Annotated in this window: 21 protein-coding genes; 1 reads left to right on the top strand and 20 read right to left on the bottom strand. The window is 35.5% G+C overall.

The window, feature by feature from the left end; translation table 11 throughout:
• Window position 1 precedes the first annotated feature (1 nt).
• From G7Y65_RS03080 to G7Y65_RS03010, 15 genes are all read right to left on the bottom strand, one after another.
• The gene (locus G7Y65_RS03080; RefSeq protein ID WP_147161805.1) at window positions 2–901 is read right to left on the bottom strand and encodes a glycosyltransferase family 2 protein; all 900 of its coding nucleotides are present in this window, start codon (window positions 899–901) and stop codon (window positions 2–4) included.
• A gap of 88 nt (window positions 902–989) precedes the next feature.
• Window positions 990–1,919, bottom strand: coding sequence for a glycosyltransferase family 2 protein (locus tag G7Y65_RS03075; protein ID WP_147161804.1), 930 nt, complete (start codon window positions 1,917–1,919; stop codon window positions 990–992).
• 82 nt (window positions 1,920–2,001) lie between these two features.
• Window positions 2,002–3,456: a flippase gene (locus tag G7Y65_RS03070; protein WP_137600601.1), complete on the bottom strand. Its 1,455-nt coding sequence runs from the start codon at window positions 3,454–3,456 to the stop codon at window positions 2,002–2,004.
• Window positions 3,457–3,507: 51 nt separating this feature from the next.
• The gene (locus G7Y65_RS03065; protein WP_165314579.1) at window positions 3,508–4,572 is read right to left on the bottom strand and encodes an acyltransferase; all 1,065 of its coding nucleotides are present in this window, start codon (window positions 4,570–4,572) and stop codon (window positions 3,508–3,510) included.
• A 164-nt stretch (window positions 4,573–4,736) separates the two neighbouring features.
• Window positions 4,737–5,915 carry a UDP-galactopyranose mutase gene (gene glf / locus G7Y65_RS03060; RefSeq protein WP_042494642.1) on the bottom strand — a complete coding sequence of 393 codons (1,179 nt, stop codon included), beginning with the start codon at window positions 5,913–5,915 and terminating at the stop codon, window positions 4,737–4,739.
• A 74-nt stretch (window positions 5,916–5,989) separates the two neighbouring features.
• Window positions 5,990–6,763 carry a DUF4422 domain-containing protein gene (locus G7Y65_RS03055; RefSeq protein ID WP_042494640.1) on the bottom strand — a complete coding sequence of 258 codons (774 nt, stop codon included), beginning with the start codon at window positions 6,761–6,763 and terminating at the stop codon, window positions 5,990–5,992.
• A 14-nt stretch (window positions 6,764–6,777) separates the two neighbouring features.
• Complete coding sequence (locus tag G7Y65_RS03050) at window positions 6,778–8,154, bottom strand: O-antigen ligase family protein (protein ID WP_137600603.1); 1,377 nt, start codon at window positions 8,152–8,154, stop codon at window positions 6,778–6,780.
• A gap of 13 nt (window positions 8,155–8,167) precedes the next feature.
• Complete coding sequence (locus G7Y65_RS03045; protein WP_141926693.1) at window positions 8,168–8,803, bottom strand: YveK family protein; 636 nt, start codon at window positions 8,801–8,803, stop codon at window positions 8,168–8,170.
• Window positions 8,804–8,917: 114 nt separating this feature from the next.
• The gene (locus G7Y65_RS03040; RefSeq protein WP_206222674.1) at window positions 8,918–9,571 is read right to left on the bottom strand and encodes a sugar transferase; all 654 of its coding nucleotides are present in this window, start codon (window positions 9,569–9,571) and stop codon (window positions 8,918–8,920) included.
• On the bottom strand, window positions 9,571–10,353 hold the full coding sequence (gene map / locus G7Y65_RS03035) for a type I methionyl aminopeptidase (RefSeq protein ID WP_042494633.1): 783 nt from the start codon (window positions 10,351–10,353) through the stop codon (window positions 9,571–9,573). Before map ends, G7Y65_RS03040 begins: the two co-directional genes overlap by 1 nt.
• Before the next feature lie 178 nt (window positions 10,354–10,531).
• The gene (locus tag G7Y65_RS03030) at window positions 10,532–11,944 is read right to left on the bottom strand and encodes a GH25 family lysozyme (RefSeq protein WP_165314578.1); all 1,413 of its coding nucleotides are present in this window, start codon (window positions 11,942–11,944) and stop codon (window positions 10,532–10,534) included.
• Between the two features lie 270 nt (window positions 11,945–12,214).
• Window positions 12,215–13,306 (bottom strand): CDP-glycerol glycerophosphotransferase family protein, encoded by a 1,092-nt coding sequence (locus G7Y65_RS03025; RefSeq protein ID WP_240006074.1) that lies wholly within the window; start codon window positions 13,304–13,306, stop codon window positions 12,215–12,217.
• Between the two features lie 139 nt (window positions 13,307–13,445).
• Entirely contained in the window at window positions 13,446–14,930 is a 1,485-nt protein-coding gene (locus tag G7Y65_RS03020; RefSeq protein WP_165314577.1) for a hypothetical protein, read from the bottom strand.
• A gap of 90 nt (window positions 14,931–15,020) precedes the next feature.
• Window positions 15,021–15,353 (bottom strand): hypothetical protein, encoded by a 333-nt coding sequence (locus G7Y65_RS03015; RefSeq protein ID WP_165314576.1) that lies wholly within the window; start codon window positions 15,351–15,353, stop codon window positions 15,021–15,023.
• 131 nt (window positions 15,354–15,484) lie between these two features.
• Window positions 15,485–17,809, bottom strand: a complete 2,325-nt coding sequence (locus tag G7Y65_RS03010; RefSeq protein WP_165314574.1) for a glycoside hydrolase family 31 protein — start codon at window positions 17,807–17,809, stop codon at window positions 15,485–15,487.
• Between the two features lie 170 nt (window positions 17,810–17,979).
• Here G7Y65_RS03010 and G7Y65_RS03005 point away from each other — a divergent pair, with 170 nt between their 5' ends.
• Entirely contained in the window at window positions 17,980–18,309 is a 330-nt protein-coding gene (locus G7Y65_RS03005) for a putative quinol monooxygenase (protein WP_137600610.1), read from the top strand.
• 78 nt (window positions 18,310–18,387) lie between these two features.
• Here the strand turns inward: G7Y65_RS03005 and G7Y65_RS03000 are convergent, their stop codons facing one another.
• The 5 genes from G7Y65_RS03000 to arfA all read right to left on the bottom strand — a co-directional run bounded on the left by G7Y65_RS03000 (window position 18,388) and on the right by arfA (window position 25,383).
• On the bottom strand, window positions 18,388–19,224 hold the full coding sequence (locus G7Y65_RS03000; RefSeq protein WP_165314573.1) for an SDR family NAD(P)-dependent oxidoreductase: 837 nt from the start codon (window positions 19,222–19,224) through the stop codon (window positions 18,388–18,390).
• Window positions 19,225–19,244: 20 nt separating this feature from the next.
• On the bottom strand, window positions 19,245–19,979 hold the full coding sequence (locus G7Y65_RS02995) for an alpha/beta hydrolase (protein ID WP_165314572.1): 735 nt from the start codon (window positions 19,977–19,979) through the stop codon (window positions 19,245–19,247).
• Between the two features lie 101 nt (window positions 19,980–20,080).
• The gene (locus G7Y65_RS02990) at window positions 20,081–21,757 is read right to left on the bottom strand and encodes a glycoside hydrolase family 13 protein (RefSeq protein ID WP_147161794.1); all 1,677 of its coding nucleotides are present in this window, start codon (window positions 21,755–21,757) and stop codon (window positions 20,081–20,083) included.
• A 144-nt stretch (window positions 21,758–21,901) separates the two neighbouring features.
• Window positions 21,902–23,851: a sugar MFS transporter gene (locus tag G7Y65_RS02985; RefSeq protein ID WP_147161793.1), complete on the bottom strand. Its 1,950-nt coding sequence runs from the start codon at window positions 23,849–23,851 to the stop codon at window positions 21,902–21,904.
• A gap of 56 nt (window positions 23,852–23,907) precedes the next feature.
• Complete coding sequence (gene arfA / locus G7Y65_RS02980; protein ID WP_165314571.1) at window positions 23,908–25,383, bottom strand: arabinosylfuranosidase ArfA; 1,476 nt, start codon at window positions 25,381–25,383, stop codon at window positions 23,908–23,910.
• Window positions 25,384–25,444 lie beyond the last annotated feature (61 nt).

Here is a 25,444-nt window from a genome sequence, read left to right as displayed (position 1 = left end):
ATTACTCCTTTACCTTGTTCTTCGCATATTCCACTGACGGATGGAAAAACCAACCATGAACAACACCTTTAATTACCATTCTGACACGTAGCCATTTTTTAGGCTGTCCATTAAAGAAAATCATTAACATTTCATAGGCTATCCGAATATGAGCACGCAAAAAACGAATAAACCCACGATTACGACTAAAGTACATCCGATTTCTAAAGGCATAGAAATATCTTGGTACACGGTTAATTGAATCTAACGAAACATTAGATTCAACATTTTGTGCCATCTTATGAATAATCCGTGATGTTGGCACCATATATCCTGGTAATTGCCGTGCTGCACGTTCCGTATATTCAATATCATCCCCCCAGATAAAGAATTCTTTAACTGGCAGACCAATTTTTGCAACAATTTGACGGGTAAACATTACTGAAACAAAAGTTGCGTTTCGTAGTTGTTCCATTTCAGTTGCATCTAATGGGATTTTTTTAAAGCGGTTAATTGGAAATGGTAAATTCATTTTAGCACGAGTATTGTCAGTCCAACGCACATCTGAAGCCAAAAAGCCAAATTGATTATTAACTTTTTTAGCACCTTCAAGTAGCTCCGTTAGCGCAGAAGGCGTTGGCACAGTATCATCATCCATTAACCATACATAATCGTCATCCGTTTCTTCCATAAAGTAACGAACACCTTTATTAAACCCACCAGCACCACCAATATTCTCAGGTAAACGCACATAACGAATTTGATTACCAAGACTAGTTAAATATTCTTGTGTATCTGCTTCACTATTATTATCAACAATAATAATGTTATCTACCTTTGTATCAGAATTCTGTAACGCCGCAATAACTTCTTTTAACATCGGTAGACGATTATACGTTACTACCACAGCACTCACTGTCATGTTATTTTCTCCAAACTAAATATAATAATTTAATATTAACAAATGAACAAATACTTCGTCATTCATTACCTTAATAGATGTACTTTACTTATTTTTCTTTACGTGAAACATAAATTGGACGATGTTTTGACTCTAAATAAATATTAGAAATATATCTACCTAAAATACCAATACTCAATAGTTGCATCCCACCTAGCGCTAACACAATAACCACAATTGATGCCCAACCAAAAACTGAAGTTTCAGGATATATAATGGCTCGAATGAAAACGATGATTGCGCCAATTAACGCTAATAAGAAAGAAAACATCCCCAAGAATGAAACCAGCACTAATGGTGCTCTCGAAAAATCAATAAATCCTTCAATTGAGTAACTTAACAATCCCCAAAATGACCACGACGTATTACCAGCAACACGATCCTTATTTTCATATTCTAAATACTTTTGCTTAAAACCAACCCAAGAAAAAATCCCCTTTGAGAAACGATTATATTCTTGCATGCTTAAAATTGCATCCACCATTTGTCGTGTCATAACACGAAAGTCACGCGCACCTTCAACAATATGCGTATCTGACATGGCATTAATTAATTTATAGAACAACTTAGAGAACCATGAACGAAGGATAGGCTCACCTTTACGACTTGTACGACGTGCACCAACTGCATCCCACTCACCTGATGACACACCAGCTAACATCTCTGGTAACATTTCAGGTGGATCTTGCAAATCAACATCCATTACGGCAATAAAATCACCTGTTGCATGTTCTAAACCTGCATATAAAGCTGATTCTTTACCAAAATTACGTGAAAAAGAGACGTAATGAACGTTTTCATCTTTGGCTGCTAATTTTTCTACTTCAACCATAGTATTGTCTGTAGAACCATCATCAATATACCAATATTCTAAATCATACTCTGAAAAATTCTGATGCTCTGCTTCCAAAGCCTTATAAAATAATTCGACCGTATCTTGTTCGTTGAAAACAGGGACCACTAACGATAACTTAGACATAAATTTTTCTCTTCCTAACTAACTGTACTAGTTATAAGTATAACAAAAAAAGCACCCCTTCACGGGCACTTTTTTTAATCATTTATTTATTAAAGTGTTCTGCGATAAATTTTTTGATATTACCAATAAAGTTAGCACGTAATAAAATCGTCAAACTAAAGTAAATGATAATCCCGACAACAATCTGAATAACTGATCTAGCTGGTGTTGCCGCCATATTTATCGTCATGATAAGTAACACAATAAACATCACAATACCAGCCACAAAGTATTTCCAAACACCATTGAATAATTTAGCAAAAGACAAATCATAACGCACAACCCAAAACTGGTAAATCGTTACTGCTACTTCCGAAATAACAGTTGCAATTGCAGCACCGTATAGACCCCATAATGGAATCGTAATAAAATTCAACAAGATATTAACAAAAGCACCCACCGTTACAGATATCGTAAAATCTTTTGTCCGATTAATTGGCATTAAATATTGTGTGCCAATCACATTACTCCAAGCAATGAATAACACAATTGGCGATAAAAGCGAGATTGTCCAACCAGCAGGCAAAAAGTTAGCACCCATATACCAAATAGCCGTTTTGGGTCCTAATGCCATCATACCAAACATCAATGGCACAGCTAAGGCCGTTACAAAATCCATCGATAGATAAATTGCTTTGTTAACAGCCTTCATGTTGCCTTTTGAAAAATAACTGGCAACACGTGGTAACATAACCGTTCCCATCGCTGTCACTAACGCAAGTGATACTTTCACTATTTTATCAGCATTTTCATAGAATGCGGCTGAGTCAATCGTGCTATTTTGGAATAATGGCAACATTGTTTTATTCAGTTGTAAATAAACCTGTGTTGCAATTGTTGGTATAAATAAACCAATCGTTGGTAATAAATGACGTCGTAGATCCAAAGTACTGATTTTTGGGAACTTAACCTTACCTGGTATATAAAACCACATCGTAATATTACCAACAACTTGCGTTAGAGCTAATAGTAAAATATAACGATTAACATCAGCTGGTGACTTCACAACTAAGAAAATTAAGATAACCATCGCAATTTTAACTAGCGAATTACGAATAACTGTTTTCTTAAAATCTTCCAAGCCCATAAAATACCATGAAATATCAAGCAATCCTGAAACAATCACCCAAGTTTGTAAATACAATTGGTGATTATTTTGACTAAATTCACCTGATACATTTCGCATGCTATAAATAAATAATATGTAAAGTGCTATTGAAATTAAACTAACAATTGTGTGCAATAGTTGAATTTCCCAAAAGCGCTTATTTTGTAATGCAACATCATCACGGACATACGCAATTTCACGTTGCCCATAAAGTGTAATTCCTAACGTTGCAAACAATAAGAAATAACTAACAATTGAATTTGTCCAAGCTTGAACACCCATTCCTGACGCACCTAAAACATGCGAAAGATAGGTCATTGTAATTAAGGGCGCTAACACCGTTAGTAATTGATAAAATACATTGTATAAATAATTTTTAACAACTTGCATATTTTCCTCTATTCATACAGACAGGTTGCTCACTCACCTGTATTCCTATTATTAGGGTAATAACCTTTTAACAACTGGGATTCTTTGTAAAATTAATATCATGATGACACTTAACAGCCACACAATCAACGGTAAAATAAATAGATGTACCCATGATGATGCCGACAAACTAAATACATGTTCAATTATCATAATCAAAAATTCATGAATCACATATACACCTAGTGAAACACCCGAGAGTTTGCGTAGCCATGTTGCAACCTTTGCGGATGGTTGCCAGGTTATATCAAATCGGTGTTGTGCCCACGCCCAAATACCTAAAGGAATGAAGAAACCACCAATTGAAAAGACACTATACACATCACGAACTGTTTCACCACGTATAGCTGACAGCACAATTGTGGTTAAAATCATAAAAATGATACTTAATCCAGTACCAGCATATAACCAATACCGTACTTTTTTAGTTATCTCAAACGTATGTAAATACCAACCAATAAAGAAAATACCAACACCTGTTGACAAAACCAATGGCACATTATTGACCATTTGATCTGGTGTACGTTGCAACAACATATAGCCATAATTAATAATACCAACGCCGATAACATATAAAGTGATGATATATGTCACAACTTTTTTATTAGCTTTTGTTGCCAATACTGATAAGAAAGGCATTGCAATATAGATTGGAATCACAAAATAGAAGAACCAAAAAATAGGTTGTATCGTATCATATTCTATCCCATTGATAAATCCTTTAATCGACCAATTATCTTGATGCATGACAAAATGATTCCACGCATACCAAATAAATGACCAAAAAATAAATGGCAGCAACACACGAAGCATTCTTTTTTTGAAAAAAGTTTTCGTATCATAACGATCACGATAATTTAACAAATTAGCACCCGATATCATGAAGAAAATTGGTACTGCCCAGATAAATACAACTTGAATAATTAAACTAATATACCAACTAGGGTCATGTGGCTTATACTCAAAAGCATATTCTGATGTATGTAACCATAATACCGCCATCGTTGCCATAATGTTTAATATATCCATATAGTAGTAATGCTTTTTTTGATTATCTACTAGGATTGGTTTTGCCATATTTTCTCCCACTCTCATTGTTAAGTCATATTTCTTAATCTTTTGGTTTCACATATAGCGCTGTCGTTAACACAATTAACCATAATTCATATGTCACAGTGCGCTACTTTATAATATCCAAAAATAAAGACCCAATCAACCGAAGATGACTGAGTCTAATTACTTTAGTGCTTTTCATCATGTGCAAAATTAAAATCTGCTGGTATATCAAATTCTTTCTTAACAGTATTAAATGCTGCATTGAATACTTGGTCCATATCATAATAACGATATTGACCTAGACGACCACCAAAAATAAATTGTGCTGAATGCTGACGTGCTTCTTTTGCATATTGCTTATACAAATTTGTGTTTTTCTCATCATTAACTGGATAATAAGCTTCCTTTGAACGATCCCATTCTTGTGGGTATTCCTTCGTCACAATAGTGACACCATCATCTGACAAACCATCAAAATGCTTCCATTCCATCACACGCGTGTAAGGTGTTTCTGCATCAGTATAATTAATAACTGAGTTACCTTGGTAGTTATCAACATGCTTCAATTCTGATTCAAAACGAACTGAACGATATTCTAATTCACCAAACTTGTAATCGAAGAATTGATCAATCATTCCGGTATACACAATACGTGGGAATTCAGCAATGTATTCATCTTTGTGATCAAAGAAATCTTCATTGACACGAACATCGATTAAATCATTGTCCAACATCTTTTCAAAGATTTGTGTGTAACCACCTACTGGGATACCTTGGTAACGGTGATTAAAGTAGTTATTATCGTAAATGAAACGAACTGGTAGACGCTTAATAATGAATGCTGGTAGCTCAGTTGCCTTACGTCCCCATTGCTTTTCTGTATAACCCTTAACCAACTTTTGGTAAATATCAGTACCAATCAATGAGATAGCTTGTTCTTCCAAATTACGTGGCTCACGATCACCTAATTCAGCTAGTGCTGCCTTTTTTTGCTCTTCAATCTTAGCTTGTGCTTCAGCAGGTGTCTTAGTTCCCCACATCTCATAGAATGTATTCATATTAAATGGTAGGTTGTATAGTTCACCCTTATAGTTAGCAACAACTTGATTTTGATAACCATTAAATTCAGCAAATTGATTAATATACTCCCAAACTTCTTTATTATCAGTATGGAAGATATGGGCACCAAAGTCATGGACCGTAATACCATGTTCTGTATGTGTATACGTATTACCTGCAATATGTGGACGCTTTTCAACAATTAATGAGCGCTTACCACGCTTTGCTGCTTCATAAGCAAAAATTGCACCAAATGGGCCTGCACCAACAATTAGATAATCATAATTTTTATCGTTTAAAGTCATTTTTATTATCCCCTATTACATCTTTATATAAAATACATTAAATATACTCTATCATAATTTATGATTCCACAACCTTAAAAATGAACCTTTTTGCGACCATTTTTGAAAAATTTTCGTTTCAAAAATTGCGTTCCTTTATCAATCCAATTTGTTTTTTCAGTTGTGATAATCGGATATTCCGCAAATGTTTTTTGTTCCGTGTACAACCAAGTATCCATTAAGCGTTCAGATAGAAAACCAAAAACGCGTTGCTCTTGACCTTCGTACTCACGGTACGGAATACGCTTTTCAACTTCATCTAATACATCAAACATAAATGATGTATATGACTGAAAGTTTTCCTGGTTCATAATACTCATATTAAACAAATGGGCCCGCTTTGATTGTCCCATTGTGATAAATGCCTCGTAATAAGTTGGAAATTTTTCTTTTATCACATCTGCCATCACAAAGTATGGTTCATTCTTATGCGCATTCAAATAATGATTTTTTTGGCTTTCAATATAATAATTACGTTGCTTCGGTAATAACACGTCCACTTTTTTCAGTGCTGTGCGAATTTGTGCTTCTGATAGAATATTATTCAAATCATGACCACCCTTACTACCAAGGTAGCGCCGGTAATGTACTAAACCAATAATATCTTCGTCTTGTAAGTTGTTTTTTGCCCAATACAAAGCTGTTAATTCATTATAAAACGGATTCATTTTTGACATATTTTTCCCAGTATTATCTTTTAAATAACCTGCAGGAATTTGATCTCGTAAATCCGCACCCACCATAATGGGGTAATAAGCCGCCTCATCAGGGATTTGATATGGTTTATGTGTTGCTATCAAAACTTTCATACAATTATATTTCCTTACTTGCTACTAACTTCATCTTCTGCTAAATGAATAACTCGCCAATAGAAAAATAGCATTAATAAAATTGGCCATGATGTCACGTTGGCAGGTGTTACTGCTGCCACTATTAAAATAGCTGCTGTTGTGACAAAAAATGCCTTAATAACAATCCGATAAAACACAATATGTTCAGGATTATTTAATTGTCCCAATGACTTTAAGACGGTCATTGCACGCTTGATCAAGCCAAATAATAACCAAGCACCAGTAGCCATAAATAATAATCCATACCGTGCTAACCAACCAAACACATCATTTAAAATTGGATATGATTGATTTTTATACACTGCCATGTATTCATAATTATTCTTAGACCATTGTGGTAAGTTGTCTACAATGTACGGACCTTCATATCCATAACCTACTCCCAACAATGGATGATGTAACCAGGCACCGATTAGACCAATCGTACCACCTAAACGATTATCAGTGCCACCTTTTTCAAACAGCCACCGATTAAGTAATTCATTAACTGATGGCATTGCAACATATGCAAGCGCACTACCTACCAAGGCTATCATCCCCAAAACAAACAACCACAATTTTTGATTTCTAGGTGCCATTAACCAATACAGCAACGCTAAAATAAAAATAATTAAAAAGCCAGTGGTTGTTTTAGCATAAAGTAAGACTAAAGCAATAAAAATAACAATTAACCAAGATAATATATACAATTTACGATGATTTTTAAACGACTTTATCGGTTCTTGAATAATCATCAATAATAATGGTGCAAATGCTAACCCTAGTAACAATGCCAAAAAAGATGCTTCGGGCTCTAATCCATTTAAACGGAATAATGTGGTCACATAACTACCATTATTATAAAAGTCACGATCTAACCAATGACGCTCAAACAGACTCGCTATAGCATTTGTTATTCGACTAAAGCGTCCAACTCCGAGTAAAAACAGAATTTGTGGCACTAGAACAATAACTGAATAACCAATAATCGTCCAAATAACACTTTTAACAAATTTTTTTGCATCATCAAATGATTGAATCGCCATTTTTTGAACAGTGTAGGCTACCCAAATAACCAAAATCATTTGAATAAAGGATACTAAACTGTGTAATAAACCATATGTTTGCTGACTATTCCCTATTTTCACTGATTGGTAGGCCATCAAACATAACTGTACAACCACAAACACACCCCAAAGACGTAAAGTGGTTGTTTTGGGTAATACCGTGCTTAATAACTGTGGTTGTACATACAATTTACCTAATATATATAATCCAAAAACCGCAATCGCAATTTGAGCAAACGAATCAAAGAAGAAAAATGTATACGTCTTTGGAAGCATTGCAAATGGCATTAACCAAGACATCATATAAAACTCCTTTTTAATTCTTTACTGCTTTCATATTTTTGTAGATGCCGGTAAAGAATGCCAAAACAATTCCCACAGCCAAACCAACAACTAAACCAAACAATGCTGCTTTCTTTGGTGAACCGCCAGAAACAATTGTCGCCGTTTGTGCATTTTTAGCTGATGACATTAATTCTGGTTGTGGCATATCAGCAATTAATTTTGGTGCATTCTTAGCGTATGAATCCGTATAAGCATTCACCATCTTCACTGCTTTAGTGCCCTTATCAATACCAGATATTTTTGCTTTAATTAACAAAGTAGTTTCTGGTGATGATAAGGTTAATGCTTGGCGCAATTGTGCGCCAGTCACCTTAACGTGTTGCTTTTTTAATTGTGCAACAGCAGGGTCAATAATTGTACGATCTTTTCCGATTTCTCGATAAGTTTTTAACATCCAAGCGTTTCCATTAACTTGTGAATTAGGATCCTTAGCATTGCTATCAATCTTACCAACATACATTGTGCGTGTAGCACTAACATTAATTGATGATGGTTGCTTGTTAATAAAGAACATCCCCATTGCACCAATAATGCCTAAGATAATAATCCACCAAGCATTACGAAGCAAATGCTTAAATAAATCGGTAACAGTAAATTGATTATTCATTTCTATTATTCCCTTTTAAACTTAAAATTTCTGATTAAATTTTAATCAGTTAAAAATTAAAACTTATTATTTCTAATTATACAGGAGAAATAATAAGTTTTATAGTTGAATACGCTACATTGCGCCTTCACCCTTAAAAACAGCGATAACTGTCATAAACAAAATTTTGAAATCAAACCATAAGTCAGCTTGATCAACATAGCCAATTTCTAGCTCAGCACGTTCTGGATATTGTATTTCACTCCGCCCACTAGCTTGCCAAAGGCCCATTGCGCCTGGTTTAACTGATAGGAATTTATCAACATCATCCCCATATTCAACCAATTCTTTTTCTACTACTGGACGTGGACCAACAATACTCATCTCGCCATTTAAAATGTTAATAAACTGCGGTAATTCGTCAATAGATGTTTTACGTAAAAAAGCACCAAATTTCGTGATACGTGGGTCCTCTTCAGTTGGTAATTTATAGCCATTCGCAACGAATTTTGCGTATAAGTCTTTATTTGCATATAATTTTTCTTCAGCACCTACGACCATCGAACGAAACTTATAAATACCGAATTCTTGATGCCCCATACCAACGCGTTTTTGTTGATAAAAAACAGGACCTTTATTATCACCAAATAAATAAAATAATGATATCACTAAGAAAACTGGGGATAAAATGATCAACGCAAATAATGCTACTGAAATATCTAAAAACCGCTTTGAAAAAATATAACTTTTTTCTGACAAACCAAAATCTCCTTTGCAATCAAAAAACATTACAAATACTTTGCATCAAATTCTGAATCTTGTGATGTCAAAATCTTAGGCCCCTCATTTGTAATGGCAATCACATGTTCATATTGCGCTGACCAAGAACCATCCTCTGTTGTAACTGTCCAACCATCTTCTGTCGATGTATTGACTTTCCAGCCACCCAAATTAACCATTGGTTCAATCGTAATCGTCATACCTGGCTTCAAACGCAACCCATGACCAGCTTTCCCATAGTGTGGGATTGCTGGTTCTTCATGCATAGTTGGCTGAATACCGTGACCAACATATTCACGGACATTACCGTAGCCATTTTCTTGCGTCACATATTGATCAATTGCGGCACCAATATCACCGACACGATTACCTACTTGCGCCTGATCAATACCAATATAAAGTGCTTTTTTTGTAACAGCCATTAATTTTTCCACTTGATCAGATACTTGACCAACTGCATATGTCCAGGCTGAATCAGAATAGTAGCCATCAAGGTCGACAACCGTATCAACTTTGACAATGTCACCTTCTTTTAGATACAAATGTTTACGTGGAAAGGCATGTGCCACTTCCTCATTGACCGATACAGTTGTTGCATATTCAAATCCTTCGAACCCGATTTGGGCAGCACGACCACCATGACTTTCAATATAGTGACGACTAAACTTTTCAATCTCCCATGTTGAAATACCTGGTTTGATTAAATTCCGAAGTCCTTTATGCATACCTGCAATAATAGCACCAGATTTCTTCATCCCTTCGATTTCTCGTTGTGATTTTATTGTAATCATTTATCTATAACCTGCTTTTCTTAATTCAGTTTAATTACTTGTATTATACGCTTACTTGTACAATTGTTGCTAATTTTTACATTATCTTATAAAAAAAGATTGAGACAAAAAGATGCCCCAACCTTTTGTATTATACTAAATTAAAATTCAACTTAAATATATCATTAAATTGATATTCTTAACGCAAATAAAATGTATTATCATTACCGAAATAATACCAGTGGCCATTTATTTTTCGATGACCTTGTACAGCACGGCCATCTGATCCCACATAATAGCGGTAACCCCAAGCACTCTTCCATTTATTTTCTTGACGAACACCTTTTTCAAACCAGTAGTAAGCACCCATGTAAAATCTAAATCCTGTAAATAATTGATCATTTTCAAACCAGCGCCATCCCTGCGGGGTATCCAAATATCCTTGGCGCTTGGTATTAACTTTAGTTAAAACACCTTGTTCATTCGCTAGGAAATGTTGCTTATTGATGGTTACTTTTTGATTTGTTCGTAGATAAAACGTCCCATTATCACCAAAATAATATTGCTTTTGATTAATAGTTTGTAATCCCTGCACAGCTCGTCCATCAAAGCCAACATAATAGCGATAACCCCAGGCACTTTCCCATTGATTGACTTGACGAACACCATTTTTAAACCAATAATAAGCACCCCTATAAAACCTAAATCCTGTGAAAAGGCGTCCTTTTTCATACCAACGCCATGCCGTACCATCATCAATGTATCCTTGATAATGAGTCGATTCTATTTTTTCAACTGGTTTAGTTGGCAAAACTGGTTTTGGCTGCGTCTCATGCTTATTATTTTGTATTGCATCATTCACGTTAGTTGTCGTTGCCTGTTCTGCTAAGAATTGTGAACCATAGTCAACAGATACATCAAATACGCCTGTTACGCCTGGAAAATTCGTATTAGAATTCCATTGCCACGCACCATATTGTTGATGCCATAAATTATCACTAGTCGGATTATAAGGATACGAAGCCATCCATATATTGCGATTACCAAATAAATTCACGTCTAATTGGGTTTGCGAAATGTAGTATGGCGCTGTATACAACATTTGACGCTGATAGCCAAGTGCTGTTAAACGATTACGAAACGCCAAAGCATTATTTGTAACATTTCCTGCCTGTGTCTGTGAATCTTCTAAATCATTTGCTAAAACAGTTGTGGTTGGCAGACCCAGCTTTTGAACTTGATTCGCAAAATAATCGGCTTCTTGATATGCTTCCTGTGGTGAGCGATATTTGGCATAGTGATAAGCTGAAACAATTAATCCTGCAGTGCGCGCATTTGAAATCTGAGTTGCTGCCACTGGACTAACATAATAATTTCCTTCAGTTAGCTTAACAATCACTCCCCGCACACCATGCGCCTTCATTTTTTGAAAATCAGTCACTGATAGTGTTTTATTCCACGACGACACATCAACCAAATCCATTCGTGGTTTGTTTGCTTCGCCTGCTGTGATGTTGGGGACACTATTTGCCGTCACATCATTTGTAGATAATGCATACATGCCAACTATACTAGTTGCGGCAATCATTACGATTTTTTTTAAGTTATTCATATTTTCACCTTAATCATTTAACATAATTAATTTGCTGCTTTCGTTAGGATAATAAAATCAGCACTGTGCACAAGCGCTTTTTTAGAATACTATATCGGGTGAGTCGTATATGAATAACTTTTTCTGTTTCATTAAATTTTTAGTCAATATTCCAGTTGTATTTGAGATTTAACATATTTTCCAAAAAAATTTTGCTTTTTTACATAAATAAATTTAGATAACCGTCATAAAAAAAAGTCTGAATTTACGAAAAATTCAGACTCTATCCTATTACAGAAACGTCATCAAAATATTCTTCAATGCTGCTGCTGCTTCATCCCCATCATGAGGATTATATTTTTTAGTAAGCTCTTGTAAAAGATGATAATCATAATCATCCTCTTGGAGCAATTGCATCAATTCAACTTCTGAGTAAGCAACCGGTAAATTCAAATCTTTTTTTGCATCTAGATAAATGCCCCGACGCGCACAATACTCAGTAACATCTGGCTGGAATAAATAAATTTTTTTCCCATACACTGAAAAATCAAAAAAGACACTTGAAAAATCGGTAATCAACGTATCAGCAATCATAAATAGCTTGTACAAGGAATAATTTTCTGCAGTAATAATCTGTCCTTGTTTCATACTATCGGTAAAGTAATGCCCACGATAAATGACTGTATAGTTTTCGGATAATTTAGCCAATGTTGCTTGTGTTAAATTAGTCTGTTCTTTTGCATCATACCCTCTAAAAGTCGGTAAATACAATAACACTGGTTTATCCGACTTAATGCCTAGCTGATACTTAATTCTTGCTGGTGTAATATTTTGTTCATACCGTTTAACAATATTTTTACGTAGCTGCCCTTGGGTTACAAATTGCTTGGTTCTAGGAAATACTTCTCTGAACTTCGCTAAATCATAATCACTATACGTAAACATGAAGTCAAATTGCACATGATCATACCAATACTGTACTAACTTAGATAACCCGACTTCTGAATGGCCTAACGCTTTAAGTGGGACACCATGCCAAAACTGAATATAAATATGTTCCTTATGTTCAAACGGTATTAAACGATCAATACTCGAATTAGCAATCCAATATTTGGATTTTAACAAATGATAGAAAAAAGTTGGTGAATTAGATGATATTTTCCGACCTAATTCTGGTTGTTTATACAACTTTGGTTTATTAAGTGCCCAGACCAACTCATAGTCCGCAAAATCCGGATCAGTACGTAACATGTTATACGCCTCTTTGGGCGTGTCTGAATATTGTCGTCCACTATATGAGATGAATAATATCTGTTTTTCATTTGGTTTGATAAATAATTGTAAGAATTTAACCAATATCAAAGTGCCCGTCAGATAGCTCATTCCAAAAAAGGACGAATTTTTAATACGATTCTTTATTTTTTGTGCTCGACCCATTCTATTACCATGTACCCTTAATTTAGTTACTTTAAGTGTAACAAAAATATGTTGCCATCATGTCACAAATTTCACATTTTCTAACTTATTTTGTTTCTTGCATCACTTCTGAACCACGATTAACAATCAAATAAGCATTTCCTTGATTATCCCAACCTTGTGATTCAAATTCACGCGTGCTGTAAACTTTCGTATAAACACCACTACTGATGTCAGCCTGTTTTAAAGTACCATTGGCCCATTTATCAGCTGGTAGCGCATAATAAATACCATCAGTTAGATAAAAAAGTTGTCTTGTTTGATTCTTAGTTGCTAAAAATTGACCAAAATAACCTGGTTTTTGACGTACAACAGTATTTGATATGGCCATATAAAATCGACCATTCTTAATACGGCCATGGTATAACATCAAATCGCCTGCTTTCACATTTTTAGCTGCTAATTGCCGTTTTGTCTTATCTGAAACCATACCTACCATTGCAACATTTCCTTGATCATCAATGCTTAAGTTATGTTCACCATGAAATGATTGTTTATTTTTCTTATCCTTAAAAATAAATTTGTGTCGTTCACTCGGATACAGTGTTTTTAAATCAACTTGTATTAACTGTTGCTGTCTTGATTTTTTAGTTAGTGATACTAGCCATAGCTGTTTTTGCTGTTGATTGAATGACACAGCTTGACCATGTCCCATGTAAAACTCAGGACCAATAACAATTGTTTGTAATAGTTGCTCGTCTGCCGTCGTTGCAAATTTATGATCATTGATTTTTTGTTCCAACTGACGTAAATTATCACTACCATTTTGCCAAACACCTAGTTCTTTAAGTCTTTTAACATCATAGCGAACAATTCGACCATAACTTTTATGTGCTTGCGATTCATACATAACATATAAATATTGTCCATTCATTACACTGCCCTGTGGTAGTTGCCAATTAACTAACTTCGTTGATTCTGTTGGTAACAATAATGCTGTTTGGAAGCCTTTAATCTCATTATTTACTGAACGATCATTTTCTTTAAAAGTTGTCACATTACGATGACTGGCAATGTAGTGTGGTTTCTTTAAATATGACAACCCCGTCTTAGGTGCTTGAACAACCTGATATTTTTTGGGCTCGATACGACTATTTTGAAAAACATTTCCCCAGTCACTGGTTTTAATCTTAGTGTTCGGTTTACTTAAAACTCGCCATTTCGTGGGTGTAACACGTGAAGGTCTTACGACTGCTGCACCACTTTGGTCTTGTAATTCCATTGTGATTTGATCTTGTGCTTTCAATTTCCTACTCAATTGCGCTTCAAATGGTTGGTTCAACATAATATCAGTATTTAATAACGTTTCTTGTTTATTTTTTACAACAAGACGATAGACCCTGGATTCTGATGATTGTGAATCCGTAATAGTCCCTTTAATCTCCTTGTTACCAGTTTGCATCTGCACGTTCTGTTTTAGGTTAACAGTTGTTAGGCTATCATTTGTTTGCCCATAAATTGTATGAACTGCTACCTGACTACTCATTATGACAACAATCAGCATCAGCCCCAATTTTTTAAATAACATCATGGTCGCTTTCCTTCCATTTATCGTATAAAACAAAAATTATGAACTTCATTTTTACATGTCGTCCATAATTTATTGTCATTTTGCTTAATATTACATATCTTTACGAATTAATGCACGTTTAATCGCTTTTTTACTTACTTTAAACGGTTGATTATCAATGCTATCTAAGGGCATAACCATCACAATTGCTGGACTAACATCACATACTAAATAATTCATATCTGAACGTAATATTTGATTATTGGTCAATTCAATTGTTTGACTAACAGTAAACACATCATGCACCATGAGCTTTTTTGATTGCTGATGATTAATAAAATGTCTACTTACAAAACGAATTATCCAAAATATCATAGCAAATTTGGCCGATGATTGTAATTGATTTGATTGTTTGATAACGATGCGTCGATTGCTTTTCTGCATTAAAGATTGTCCTTCTTATCTATCTACTAACCACTAAAATTTAAATCATACATTATAAATATACCATACATCTCCAAGACACCTGCTTAATAAAAAAGATGAAACAGTTTCCTATTCCATCTTTCATTGGATTAATGATGTGATTGCAATATCATTGCGTATTCGATAACCATTGCTTGTAGACTTTCATCCTGTAAAGTTTGTGCGTATGTTGCTAATTTCATCGGCGTTACTTGTGGATTATCAATCTTCTTTAAAATCTCACGTTTCTCTTCATACGCTATCTCAGCACCTTGTAATTGTGTGATTAATTGTTGACGTGCCCGCGCTACTTGTCGATTATCAGCTTGCACGCTAACTATTTTTTCATCACTACCCATTAATAGCAATTCATAACTATCATCTACTGTAAACGCATGGCACTTAAATCTATATTGACGATCATTAGGTACAATCTTGTTCGGATCATCAACAATCGTCTTAAAGTGCCCATCAATTATAGCTATATCTGTTTTGGCAATTGCATGACCAACATGTTCATACATCGTATATGTATTATTAGCATTACCATAAACATGAATTTCGATTTCTACAGGTAATTCGTCGATTTGTTGCATGGGATCAGCTACCATTGGTACAATTGCACCAACTTTAGCAAGTACTGGAATATTCGCCAAAGTACGTGACATTTTAATAGTTGTTGCGCCACTCTTATACTGACCAACTAAAATAGTACTTGAAGCAAGTGGGTGATTATCAATTTCATCGCCTTGATAAAGGATATCACTGAAGATATCCATCCATTGTCCCTCAGGTAACCAAACATCTACGGTTCCAGTATTACTTATCTTATTTTGTGGTGTCGTAATTGGTGCAACCATTAATTGGCTACCAAACATGTATTGATTTTTATACAAATAACTTTCTGTATTATCTGGATATTGATAGTACATCGGTTCTACTAGTGACCTATTATGCAAATTTGTTATAATATTAGCACTATCTAAATAGGGTATTAATTTACCACGCAAACGTAGATAGTTATCCATGTATTGACGAACATCTTCACGGAACTTCCAAGGCTCTTTACCAGAAAATGGATTATCTGAACTATGCAATCGATTAATTGGACTAAAAACACCATATTGAATCCAACGAAGTGCTAATTCAACATCAAAACTTCCTTTCATATGGCCCCCAATATCATGGCTCCACCATGTATAACCAATATTCGTTGCCATGCTAGTGAAATATGGTTGGAAATTCAATGAAGCCCATGTAATAAAGGTATCCCCTGAAAAACCAATTGGATAACGATGTGACCCTGGTCCTGCATAACGTGATAAGATAAGCCCCTCGCCATCATGTGATTGCGCATTATCAAGATAATGATAATGATTCAAATTCCAAAGTGGCTCTACTTTTTCTTTATTACGACTTGTCCCTTGTTGCCAATCCATCCACCAAAAATCAATCCCCTGTTTCTCTAATGGGTGATGTACCTTTTCAAAATAAGCCTTTCTAAACTTTATATTGTCTAAATCAAAGGGAGCTGGCTCTTCATGTTCGATATCTAAACCTAAATACTTCGCAACAGCAGGATAACTATCTTCAAAAGCCCTAATACCACCAGCTGGGTGTGTATTAATTGTCACATGGCGATGTTGCTTTTTTAGTTCAGCCAAAAAGCCATCCGGATCTGGGAATAAATTTCTATCCCAAGAATATCCAGTCCAAGTACTACCAAAACGTGACGGAACGTCTGTCGTACGATGCCAATCCATATCAATAACTGACACGTTAATTGGTACTCGTTCTTTATCAAAGTCGTCCATCAATTTTAAATACTCATCTTGTGTATACTTATAGTAACGACTCCACCAATTACCTAATGCAAAACGCGGTAAAATTGGTGTTTTACCACTCAATTTATAAAAATCGGCTAAAGCTTCTCGATACTCACGCCCGTATGCAAAAAAATACCCATCAACTTGTTCTGTCACACGCTGTGTAAATTCATTATCTGCAATTGCAAATGATTCGGTGTCGTCTAAATAAGCATACCCGTTTCGACTCATAATACCAGTATCTACTGGTATTTCTCCATCTGCATGGTCTAACGTTGCAAAAGTACCACCTAAATTGCCATCTTCATCTTCACCAAAATACCAACGACTATCATGCAGTGTATATTGATATTTAGCATCAATCCATAAGTTACTTGCCGCAAACTCACCACCATCATAATACAAGTGAAAATATTTTGTTTCTATTTCTAATAAATGGCCATCATTATGCTCTTTTAACGTATAATTAACATCCCCAAATATACGATTTTGGACTAACTGTGTTTGCCGATCTTCAAAACGGCCATCTTGTGCATACTCCAACCGAATTAGTCGATCTGTTAACAAGGTAAACCGATATGTCTCACCTTGAATGAAATTATGTGCCATTAAAAATGCTCCCCTTTACTAAATTGTCTTGCTTCACAACGCTCCCAAAACAAGCGTAAACGTTTTCATTTTAAAAAACAAGCATTTCGAATTCGTAGTACTACGCTTCTTTTACATCTTCATCCATAAAAGCTATATAATATAGTTAAAAAATGAGAGGCATTCTTCCAATGAGTTTAACTGTAAATCTATACTATACTGGCAAAGATGGCAGCGCCAAGAGATTTGTTGATGAGATGATTAATAGCGGTGTTGTTGCGAAAATACGTCAAGAGCCTGGGAATTTAAAGTATCATTATTTCCAATCATTATCAGACCCTGAAACAATTTTACTGATTGATAGCTGGGAAAATCAGACGGCTTTAGATAAACATCATCAATCGTCTATGATGAAAGATATTGCTAAACTTCGTGATAAATATGATCTACATATGCATGTTGAGCGTTATCGTGAAGATGATGCATCAAACGATACTGATAGCGACTTCATTCGTCAATAATATAAAATTAGGCGCTTCACTGAAATGTGATAGCGCCTAATTTTTGTTATTAATTATTTTTAATATCTATCGTTACCTTTACAAATTTAGCAAAGTCATCGTTTTATCCCACAATTTCTCTTGCAACACAACATCATTGACTTGTGGATTTACCTTATTAGACAATTTTTGCTTACTATAATATTGACCTGATTGCCACGTAACGTCTGGTGTGCCTTCAATAAAATAGCACAATGTCTTACCACCAGCCTCAGCACTTGGTAAGACTAGCTTACCCAAAGCTGATTGATAAATTTGACGCCAATTTTTTTGACCATTAGAAAAATTAGTTCTAATAACACCTGGATGAAATGCCACTGTCTTTAATCCTTGATCATGATAACGACGCTGTAATTCCTTAGTAAACAGTAAGTCAGCTAACTTCGAATCCCCATATGCTTTACTAGCATTGTATTTACCATCGTTATTATTCAAATTATCTAAATCAATGTGCCCATACAACTTATGTGCAATACTTGATGTATTGATAACCACTGCTTGTTGCTGATTAAATTGTGGCAACAATAAATTAGTTAGTAAAAACTGGGCTAAATAATTTATTTGAATTGTACGTTCAAAGGCATCTTCAGTCATTGCAAAGTCATCAAACAGCCCACCAGCATTATTAACCAAAATGTCGATTGGTTCATCACCTAAAGTATGCTTTAACATATCAGCTAAATGACGCACTTGCGCTAACTTTGCAAAATCGGCGATAAAATATGGTGCTCGTACTTCCTTTGCAACCGCTGCCGTCTTATCACGATTACGTCCAACTAAATATAGATTATAATTTTCATTATTGGCTAACTGCTTGGCCGCAGCTGCACCAATACCATCTGATGCACCAGTAATAATCACATTTTTCTGAGACATATAAAACAGTCCCCCCTTCGCTACGCTTGCTCAATAATTTCTAAAATTTGTTGTATTGCTGGATCCCAGACTCCCCACTCATGTGCACCAGGTACTTCCAAAAATTCATGGGTGAGTCCTTGTTTATTAATTTGTTGGTCCAGTGTCTGATTCATGGCATAAAATGGATCTTCTACCCCACAAAGTTGCCAAATTGCCGGTGCATTCGTGGTTTGTTGAGAGATTAAATAGGCAATATCATTATCTGATTCAATTACCTGTTCAGGTGACCCAAATAAACGACGATACCAACCATCACGTTCCGGCTTATTTTGCCAACTTCCCACGATATCAGGCATCGCTGATAGCGCAAAAATTTGTTTAAACTGGTTCGGATGCGTTAAACCGACTTTTAATGCACCAAAACCACCCATTGATACACCAGCAACATAACATTTATATGGATCAGTTGGCAAATTAAACCATTGTCGACAACGTTGCAATACTTCATCAGCAATGTAATCAAAATACTGACTACCATCTACTATGTTTGTATAATAGCTTCGGTCAGCTCGTGGCATGATAATTGTAATTTGCGTTTTGCTAGCATATGAAACCAAGCGTGTTTGATCTATCCATGAGTTTTCATCATCATGTAGACCATGTAGTAATAACAATATTTTACCCGTACCTTTTGGTTGATCAGGTAAAATTACATTAACTCGTGTATTCATCTGTAATTTTTCTGAATAAAACTCAAGTCGATTAATTGCCATATTATTCCCCTTTGGCATCATTCTATCATATTAAAAAGAACCAAAACATTACGGCAAATTAAAAAAGAGTTAACCTTTGCAGATTAGCTCATGCACCCTATCTATTTATCATAACGATATACTTTTGCTTCATATGGTCGTAATGTATGTCCGGTATCATCAACATAATTACTAATTACTTGCGTTGAACCTACTGGCAAATCAAATTCACGTTGTAATTTTTTATCCGTAAAATTAGCAATTACGAGTAACTCTTCATCCGCCGTTGTCCGTTTGTATATATAAACGTCAGCATCATCTGCTGCTAGTAACTCATAATGACCGGTCGTCATAATTGATAATTCATGACGTAATTTGATTAATCGTTGATAGTAATAAAAAATTGAATTCGAATCATCAACGGCATTAGCAACATTAATTTGCGGATAATTTTTATTAATCTTCAACCATGGTTTTCCCGTCGTAAAACCAGCTTGTGCTGAAGTATCCCATTGCATTGGTGTCCGTGCATTATCACGTGATGAATGGTAAACATATGTCATCATCTTTTCGGGTGACACAATCTTTTGATTAACCACCAAATCTTGATAAGCATTCAAAGTATCAATATCTTGATACTCGTTAATATCATCATATGCAATATTGGTCATTCCAATTTCTTCACCCTGGTAAATATAGGGCGTTCCCTGCATAAAGTGAAGGACCGTTGCTAACATTTTTGCGGACAATTCACGATAAGCAGGCCGCTCATCTCCAAAGCGTGACACAACCCGTGGTCGATCATGATTATTCCAATACAAACTGTTCCAAGCTTTACCATCAAGTGAAACTTGCCACTTTGACAGTACCCGCTTTAAATCAACTAAGTCAAAGCGCTCGTCGCTCCACTTACCCAAGCCATCCTTACTATCATCAATGACAGTATGTTCAAATTGAAATACCATTTGTAACTCATGCGCATCAAACCCTGTATATTTAATGGCATCAGCTGGTGTTACACCTGGCGTCTCGCCAACCGTTATAATATCAGCTTGTGATAACACTTTCTCGTTCATTTCACGCAAAAACTCATGAACACGTGGTCCGTTAGCAACCATTTCCATCGATGAACTATGCTTACCAAAATCAACACTTGGATCATCTGGAAATTGCATATCTTTAGAAATTAAGTTAATAACGTCCATACGGAAACCATCAACACCTTGCTCTAACCACCAATTCATCATGTCATAAATTGCCTGCCGTAACTTCGGATTCTCCCAATTTAAATCTGGTTGTTTTTTTGAAAATATATGCAGATAGTATTGACCAGTTTGCTCATCAAATGCCCATGCGCGCCCACCAAAATCTGATGCCCAATTATTTGGTTCATGCCCATCAACCGGGTCACGCCAAATATAAAAGTCACGATAAGGATTATCTTTAGATTGCCGACTTTGTTGGAACCAAGCATGTTCATCCGAAGTATGATTAACCACCAAGTCCATCATAATTTTCAGATTCAATTCGTGAGCTGCTTTGAAAAGTTTTTTAATATCAGCCATCGATCCAAAAGCTGGCTGAATAGCTTGGTAATCACTGATATCATAACCATTATCAGCATTTGGTGATTTGTAAACTGGACTTAGCCAAATAACATCGATCCCTAGTTTCTTTAAATAAGGTAAACGTTGAATAATACCAGGAATATCCCCCATGCCATCCCCATCAGTATCTTGAAAGCTGCGTGGATAAACCTGATAAACGACTGCTTCTTGCCACCATTTGTTTTTCATCATATTCCTCTCAATCACATCACTAGTTATTACCCATTTTAGCCTGCATACTCAAAAATGTAAACGCTTACTCTATGCATTATTAAATACAAAAAGGCAACTAAATTCACAAAAATTTAGTTGCCAAATCTTATTTATTAAATTAGCCTATTTACCCTGTTCATAGTTAACAGTCAACAAACTTGCTTCATGCGTAATAACTTCTTGGCTCGTTGTTGTCACTTGCTTTATTTGGTTACCTTGCGTTAACAATACAATGACAGTGTCTTGATTTCCTTGTCCTGTTACAAGATCACGATTAAATTCTAATAACAAATCACCTTGATGAACATGTTGACCTGCAACAATATGACTGACAAAACCTTCACCGCGCATCTTTTCTGTTCCCAGACCCACGTGAATTAATAGTTCTAGTCCATTATCCGAACGTAATCCAATCACATGCTTTGTTGTAAAGACAAAGACAATTTCACCACTAAATGGTGCATAAATCTGGTTATCGCTTGGTTTAATAGCAATACCATTACCACTTAACCCACGATGACCATTTTCATCAACCACCTCTGCCAATGGCATTACAATACCATCAACTGGTGCTGTAATAGTAGCTTCTAAATTAGTTTCATTAGCAGCAAGCAGTTCCTTATCATCTTCTCCAGTTACACCTTCAGCAACTAACTTTGCTTGTAGTTCGTTAACAATTTCAGCATGACGTTTCTCTGAAATATTAACTTTAAAGACATAGATGAACAATGCTATCACATGCAAAATTAACCCAGCCCAGAAAGCAACACCCTTAAACAAAGCAATACCATCTGAAGTAATTGAAGCTGCCGTAGCCGTTCCTGTCATACCAGCCGCAACGGCAACCCAACCAACAATACCGTTTGAAATTGCACTTGACGTTTTATCTAACATAGGGCGAATGGCCAACGTTACGGCCTCATTTCGTGTACCGTTCTTTAATTGACCATATTCAATTGTATCAGTCAAAGTTAAGATAACAGCCATAAAGATGAATCCCTGTGGCACATAGTACAACACTAAGGCAATCATAACAATTGCTAAATTATCAGTTGTAAAAATCAAAAGCATGTAGGCAATAATCATTGCAATCATACTTACAGAATAAATCATTTTACGACTAACCCATTTATTAATCACTGGGTATAGTGGTGACGTAAAGAAACCAGCAACTGTTGGAATGATTCCAGCAATCCAGAATAGACCGGGCTTATCCAGTACATATTTGAACATGTAGAACATTAATCCAGCTGTAGCAGCATTTCCAAAACCATAAACTAAGTAAGGTAAAGCTGTCCAAAGCATTTGGTCATTGCTCTTTAGTGCTCCCAACATATCTTTAACAGAAGTCTTTTGCTTAGCAACTGATCGAATCGCATCATCCTTTTCATGCGTACCATATGCCACAACTAATGATGAGAAAATAGCTGCAATTGCAACAATAATGGCAAAGACAATCCAACCAGATTGACCTTCCTCATGCCTACCAGTAAACATAAATGTTGCAAAAGTAACAACTGGTACAATAATTATCGTGACAATATTTTGTCCAAACGCTGTAAAGTTAGCTGAGGCCGTATAAATAGAACGACTGTGACTATTTTCAGACAATGCCGGTACCATTCCCCAATATGAAACATCTCTAAATGAGTATAAAATATCAAAAATTAAAAATAGCGGAATGAATAAAATCGTAAACCAAAGCGGACTGATATGTGATAGTCCAAAAATACCTGAGAATAAGACGACAATCAATAGTGCTGATGAAACACCAGTTCCAATCAGATAAGGCTTGAATTTTCCCCAGCGTGTATTCGTATTATCAACAATATTTCCGATCAATGGATCAATGAAAATTTCTGCAATTCGAATAATAAATATCAAAGATGTAATCATGGCAATGAGTTTTGTGGTCTCACCTTTTGGGATACCCGTAAACATCGCTGATGTTACATAAACCATAAAATAAGTACTAAAGGTCATCGACAATGCCGAATGTCCGAAATTACCAATGGCAAAATTCGTTATCGACCAAAAATTACTTTTCTTTTGAGCTGCATTACTGGTACTCATAATCTTTCATCCTCCTAATAAATGAAAAATTTTCTAAAAACATATCTCTATAAAATTTAGACTAGTGTCTGAAAACGAATAACGTTCCACGAAAATGGTGGTAACGTTACTTCCTGTAAATCTTCTTTCATTGTAATTGGTACAACTTGTTCTTTGGTATTCGTAAGGTGTGGATCATCACAGGTATAATTACGGTGACTAATGTTGACTAACTTTTCTCCTGTATTTACCCCAATATCCAAAGTCAAAGACTCTGTTTGATGACGATTAACTGCAAACACAGTATACTGATTAACATCATTTTTAACGATTACAGCATCCAAATATGGCACATCCCCAAACTCCGTGACATGATATGTGTCTGACTTTGCATGAGTTAGCAATGTCTCACCATATCCATATTTAGACACATCCGCTAACGGGGTAAAAATTGTTTGTTTAATTAATCCCGTTTTATCCGTTAAAATTGGCGCAATCACATTCACTAGCTGTGCAAAACAAGCAATTTTAACCCGATCAACATGTTTCAACAACGTAATCAAACTCGAACCAACCAATAATGCATCCTGAAAGTCATAAACATCCTCTAACAAATGTGGTGCCTGTTGCCAAGGTTCATTATGCTCATCAGCTTCATTTGAATGGTACCAAACATTCCATTCGTCAAATGAGATATTTAATGTCTTATCAGATTTATGCGTTGCCTTAGCTGCATCGGCCAAAGCAACAACTGAATCAATAAATTTATCCATGCGAAGTGCCTTAGCAATATGATGCATTGTCCCTTGTTCGGGCGCATCATAGTATTGATGCATAGAGATGTAATCAACGTTTTCATAACATTCCTGCAAAACAGCTGTTTCCCATGCGCCAAACTCGGGCATATGTTCATTAGAACTACCACAGACAACTGTTTCAATACTTGGATCCATCGCTTTCATGGCTTTAGCCGTTTCGTTGACTAATTGTCCATATTCCTTTGCCGACTTATGCCCAAACTGCCATTCAGCATCCATTTCATTGCCAAGACACCAAGTTTTAACACCATATGGTTTATCATGACCATTTTGTCGCCGTAAATTAGCCCAATACGTATCCGTATCTAAGTTGCAGTATTCTAATAGATTGCATGCTTCTTCAATCCCACGGGTACCCAAATTGACAGCAATCATTGCTGATGAATTAACTTTTGGTAACCAATCCATAAATTCATCGAGTCCAAATTGGTTTGTTTCAATGCTTTGCCAAGCTAAATCAACTTTTTGTGGTCGTTGATTTTTGGATCCAATCCCATCTTCCCAATGATATGTTGATACAAAATTACCACCTGGATAACGAATCATTGGTACGTCTAATTCTTTGACAGCATCAATCACATCTAATCTCATACCATCGTTATCAGACAACGTATTTTCTGGGTCATAAATGCCTTCATAAATACTACGCCCCATATGTTCTGCTAACGCTGAACTAATGCGGTGATCAATTTTACCGATGCTAAACAAATCATTCGCATAAAGTTTTCCCTGCATTACTTACCTCCTGTGTAATTTATTCATTAATGGTTAACCAATAACTAAATGATAGCGCTTT

This window comes from Weissella sagaensis, assembly GCF_010306265.1.
Lineage (GTDB): Bacteria > Bacillota > Bacilli > Lactobacillales > Lactobacillaceae > Weissella > Weissella sagaensis.
Note: the sequence above shows the minus strand (reverse complement) of the source record. Positions and strands in the feature narration are given on the sequence as shown.

Bases quoted from the DNA above. Each gene is read 5' to 3' on its own strand.
- G7Y65_RS03080 (WP_147161805.1), bottom strand. From the start codon at position 901: ATGACAGTGAGTGCTGTGGTAGTAACGTATAATCGTCTACCGATGTTA.
- G7Y65_RS03075 (WP_147161804.1), bottom strand. From the start codon at position 1,919: ATGTCTAAGTTATCGTTAGTGGTCCCTGTTTTCAACGAACAAGATACG.
- G7Y65_RS03070 (WP_137600601.1), bottom strand. From the start codon at position 3,456: ATGCAAGTTGTTAAAAATTATTTATACAATGTATTTTATCAATTACTA.
- G7Y65_RS03065 (WP_165314579.1), bottom strand. From the start codon at position 4,572: ATGGCAAAACCAATCCTAGTAGATAATCAAAAAAAGCATTACTACTAT.
- glf (WP_042494642.1), bottom strand. From the start codon at position 5,915: ATGACTTTAAACGATAAAAATTATGATTATCTAATTGTTGGTGCAGGC.
- G7Y65_RS03055 (WP_042494640.1), bottom strand. From the start codon at position 6,763: ATGAAAGTTTTGATAGCAACACATAAACCATATCAAATCCCTGATGAG.
- G7Y65_RS03050 (WP_137600603.1), bottom strand. From the start codon at position 8,154: ATGATGTCTTGGTTAATGCCATTTGCAATGCTTCCAAAGACGTATACA.
- G7Y65_RS03045 (WP_141926693.1), bottom strand. From the start codon at position 8,803: ATGAATAATCAATTTACTGTTACCGATTTATTTAAGCATTTGCTTCGT.
- G7Y65_RS03040 (WP_206222674.1), bottom strand. From the start codon at position 9,571: ATGTTTTTTGATTGCAAAGGAGATTTTGGTTTGTCAGAAAAAAGTTAT.
- map (WP_042494633.1), bottom strand. From the start codon at position 10,353: ATGATTACAATAAAATCACAACGAGAAATCGAAGGGATGAAGAAATCT.
- G7Y65_RS03030 (WP_165314578.1), bottom strand. From the start codon at position 11,944: ATGAATAACTTAAAAAAAATCGTAATGATTGCCGCAACTAGTATAGTT.
- G7Y65_RS03025 (WP_240006074.1), bottom strand. From the start codon at position 13,306: ATGAGCTATCTGACGGGCACTTTGATATTGGTTAAATTCTTACAATTA.
- G7Y65_RS03020 (WP_165314577.1), bottom strand. From the start codon at position 14,930: ATGATGTTATTTAAAAAATTGGGGCTGATGCTGATTGTTGTCATAATG.
- G7Y65_RS03015 (WP_165314576.1), bottom strand. From the start codon at position 15,353: ATGCAGAAAAGCAATCGACGCATCGTTATCAAACAATCAAATCAATTA.
- G7Y65_RS03010 (WP_165314574.1), bottom strand. From the start codon at position 17,809: ATGGCACATAATTTCATTCAAGGTGAGACATATCGGTTTACCTTGTTA.
- G7Y65_RS03005 (WP_137600610.1), top strand. From the start codon at position 17,980: ATGAGTTTAACTGTAAATCTATACTATACTGGCAAAGATGGCAGCGCC.
- G7Y65_RS03000 (WP_165314573.1), bottom strand. From the start codon at position 19,224: ATGTCTCAGAAAAATGTGATTATTACTGGTGCATCAGATGGTATTGGT.
- G7Y65_RS02995 (WP_165314572.1), bottom strand. From the start codon at position 19,979: ATGGCAATTAATCGACTTGAGTTTTATTCAGAAAAATTACAGATGAAT.
- G7Y65_RS02990 (WP_147161794.1), bottom strand. From the start codon at position 21,757: ATGATGAAAAACAAATGGTGGCAAGAAGCAGTCGTTTATCAGGTTTAT.
- G7Y65_RS02985 (WP_147161793.1), bottom strand. From the start codon at position 23,851: ATGAGTACCAGTAATGCAGCTCAAAAGAAAAGTAATTTTTGGTCGATA.
- arfA (WP_165314571.1), bottom strand. From the start codon at position 25,383: ATGCAGGGAAAACTTTATGCGAATGATTTGTTTAGCATCGGTAAAATT.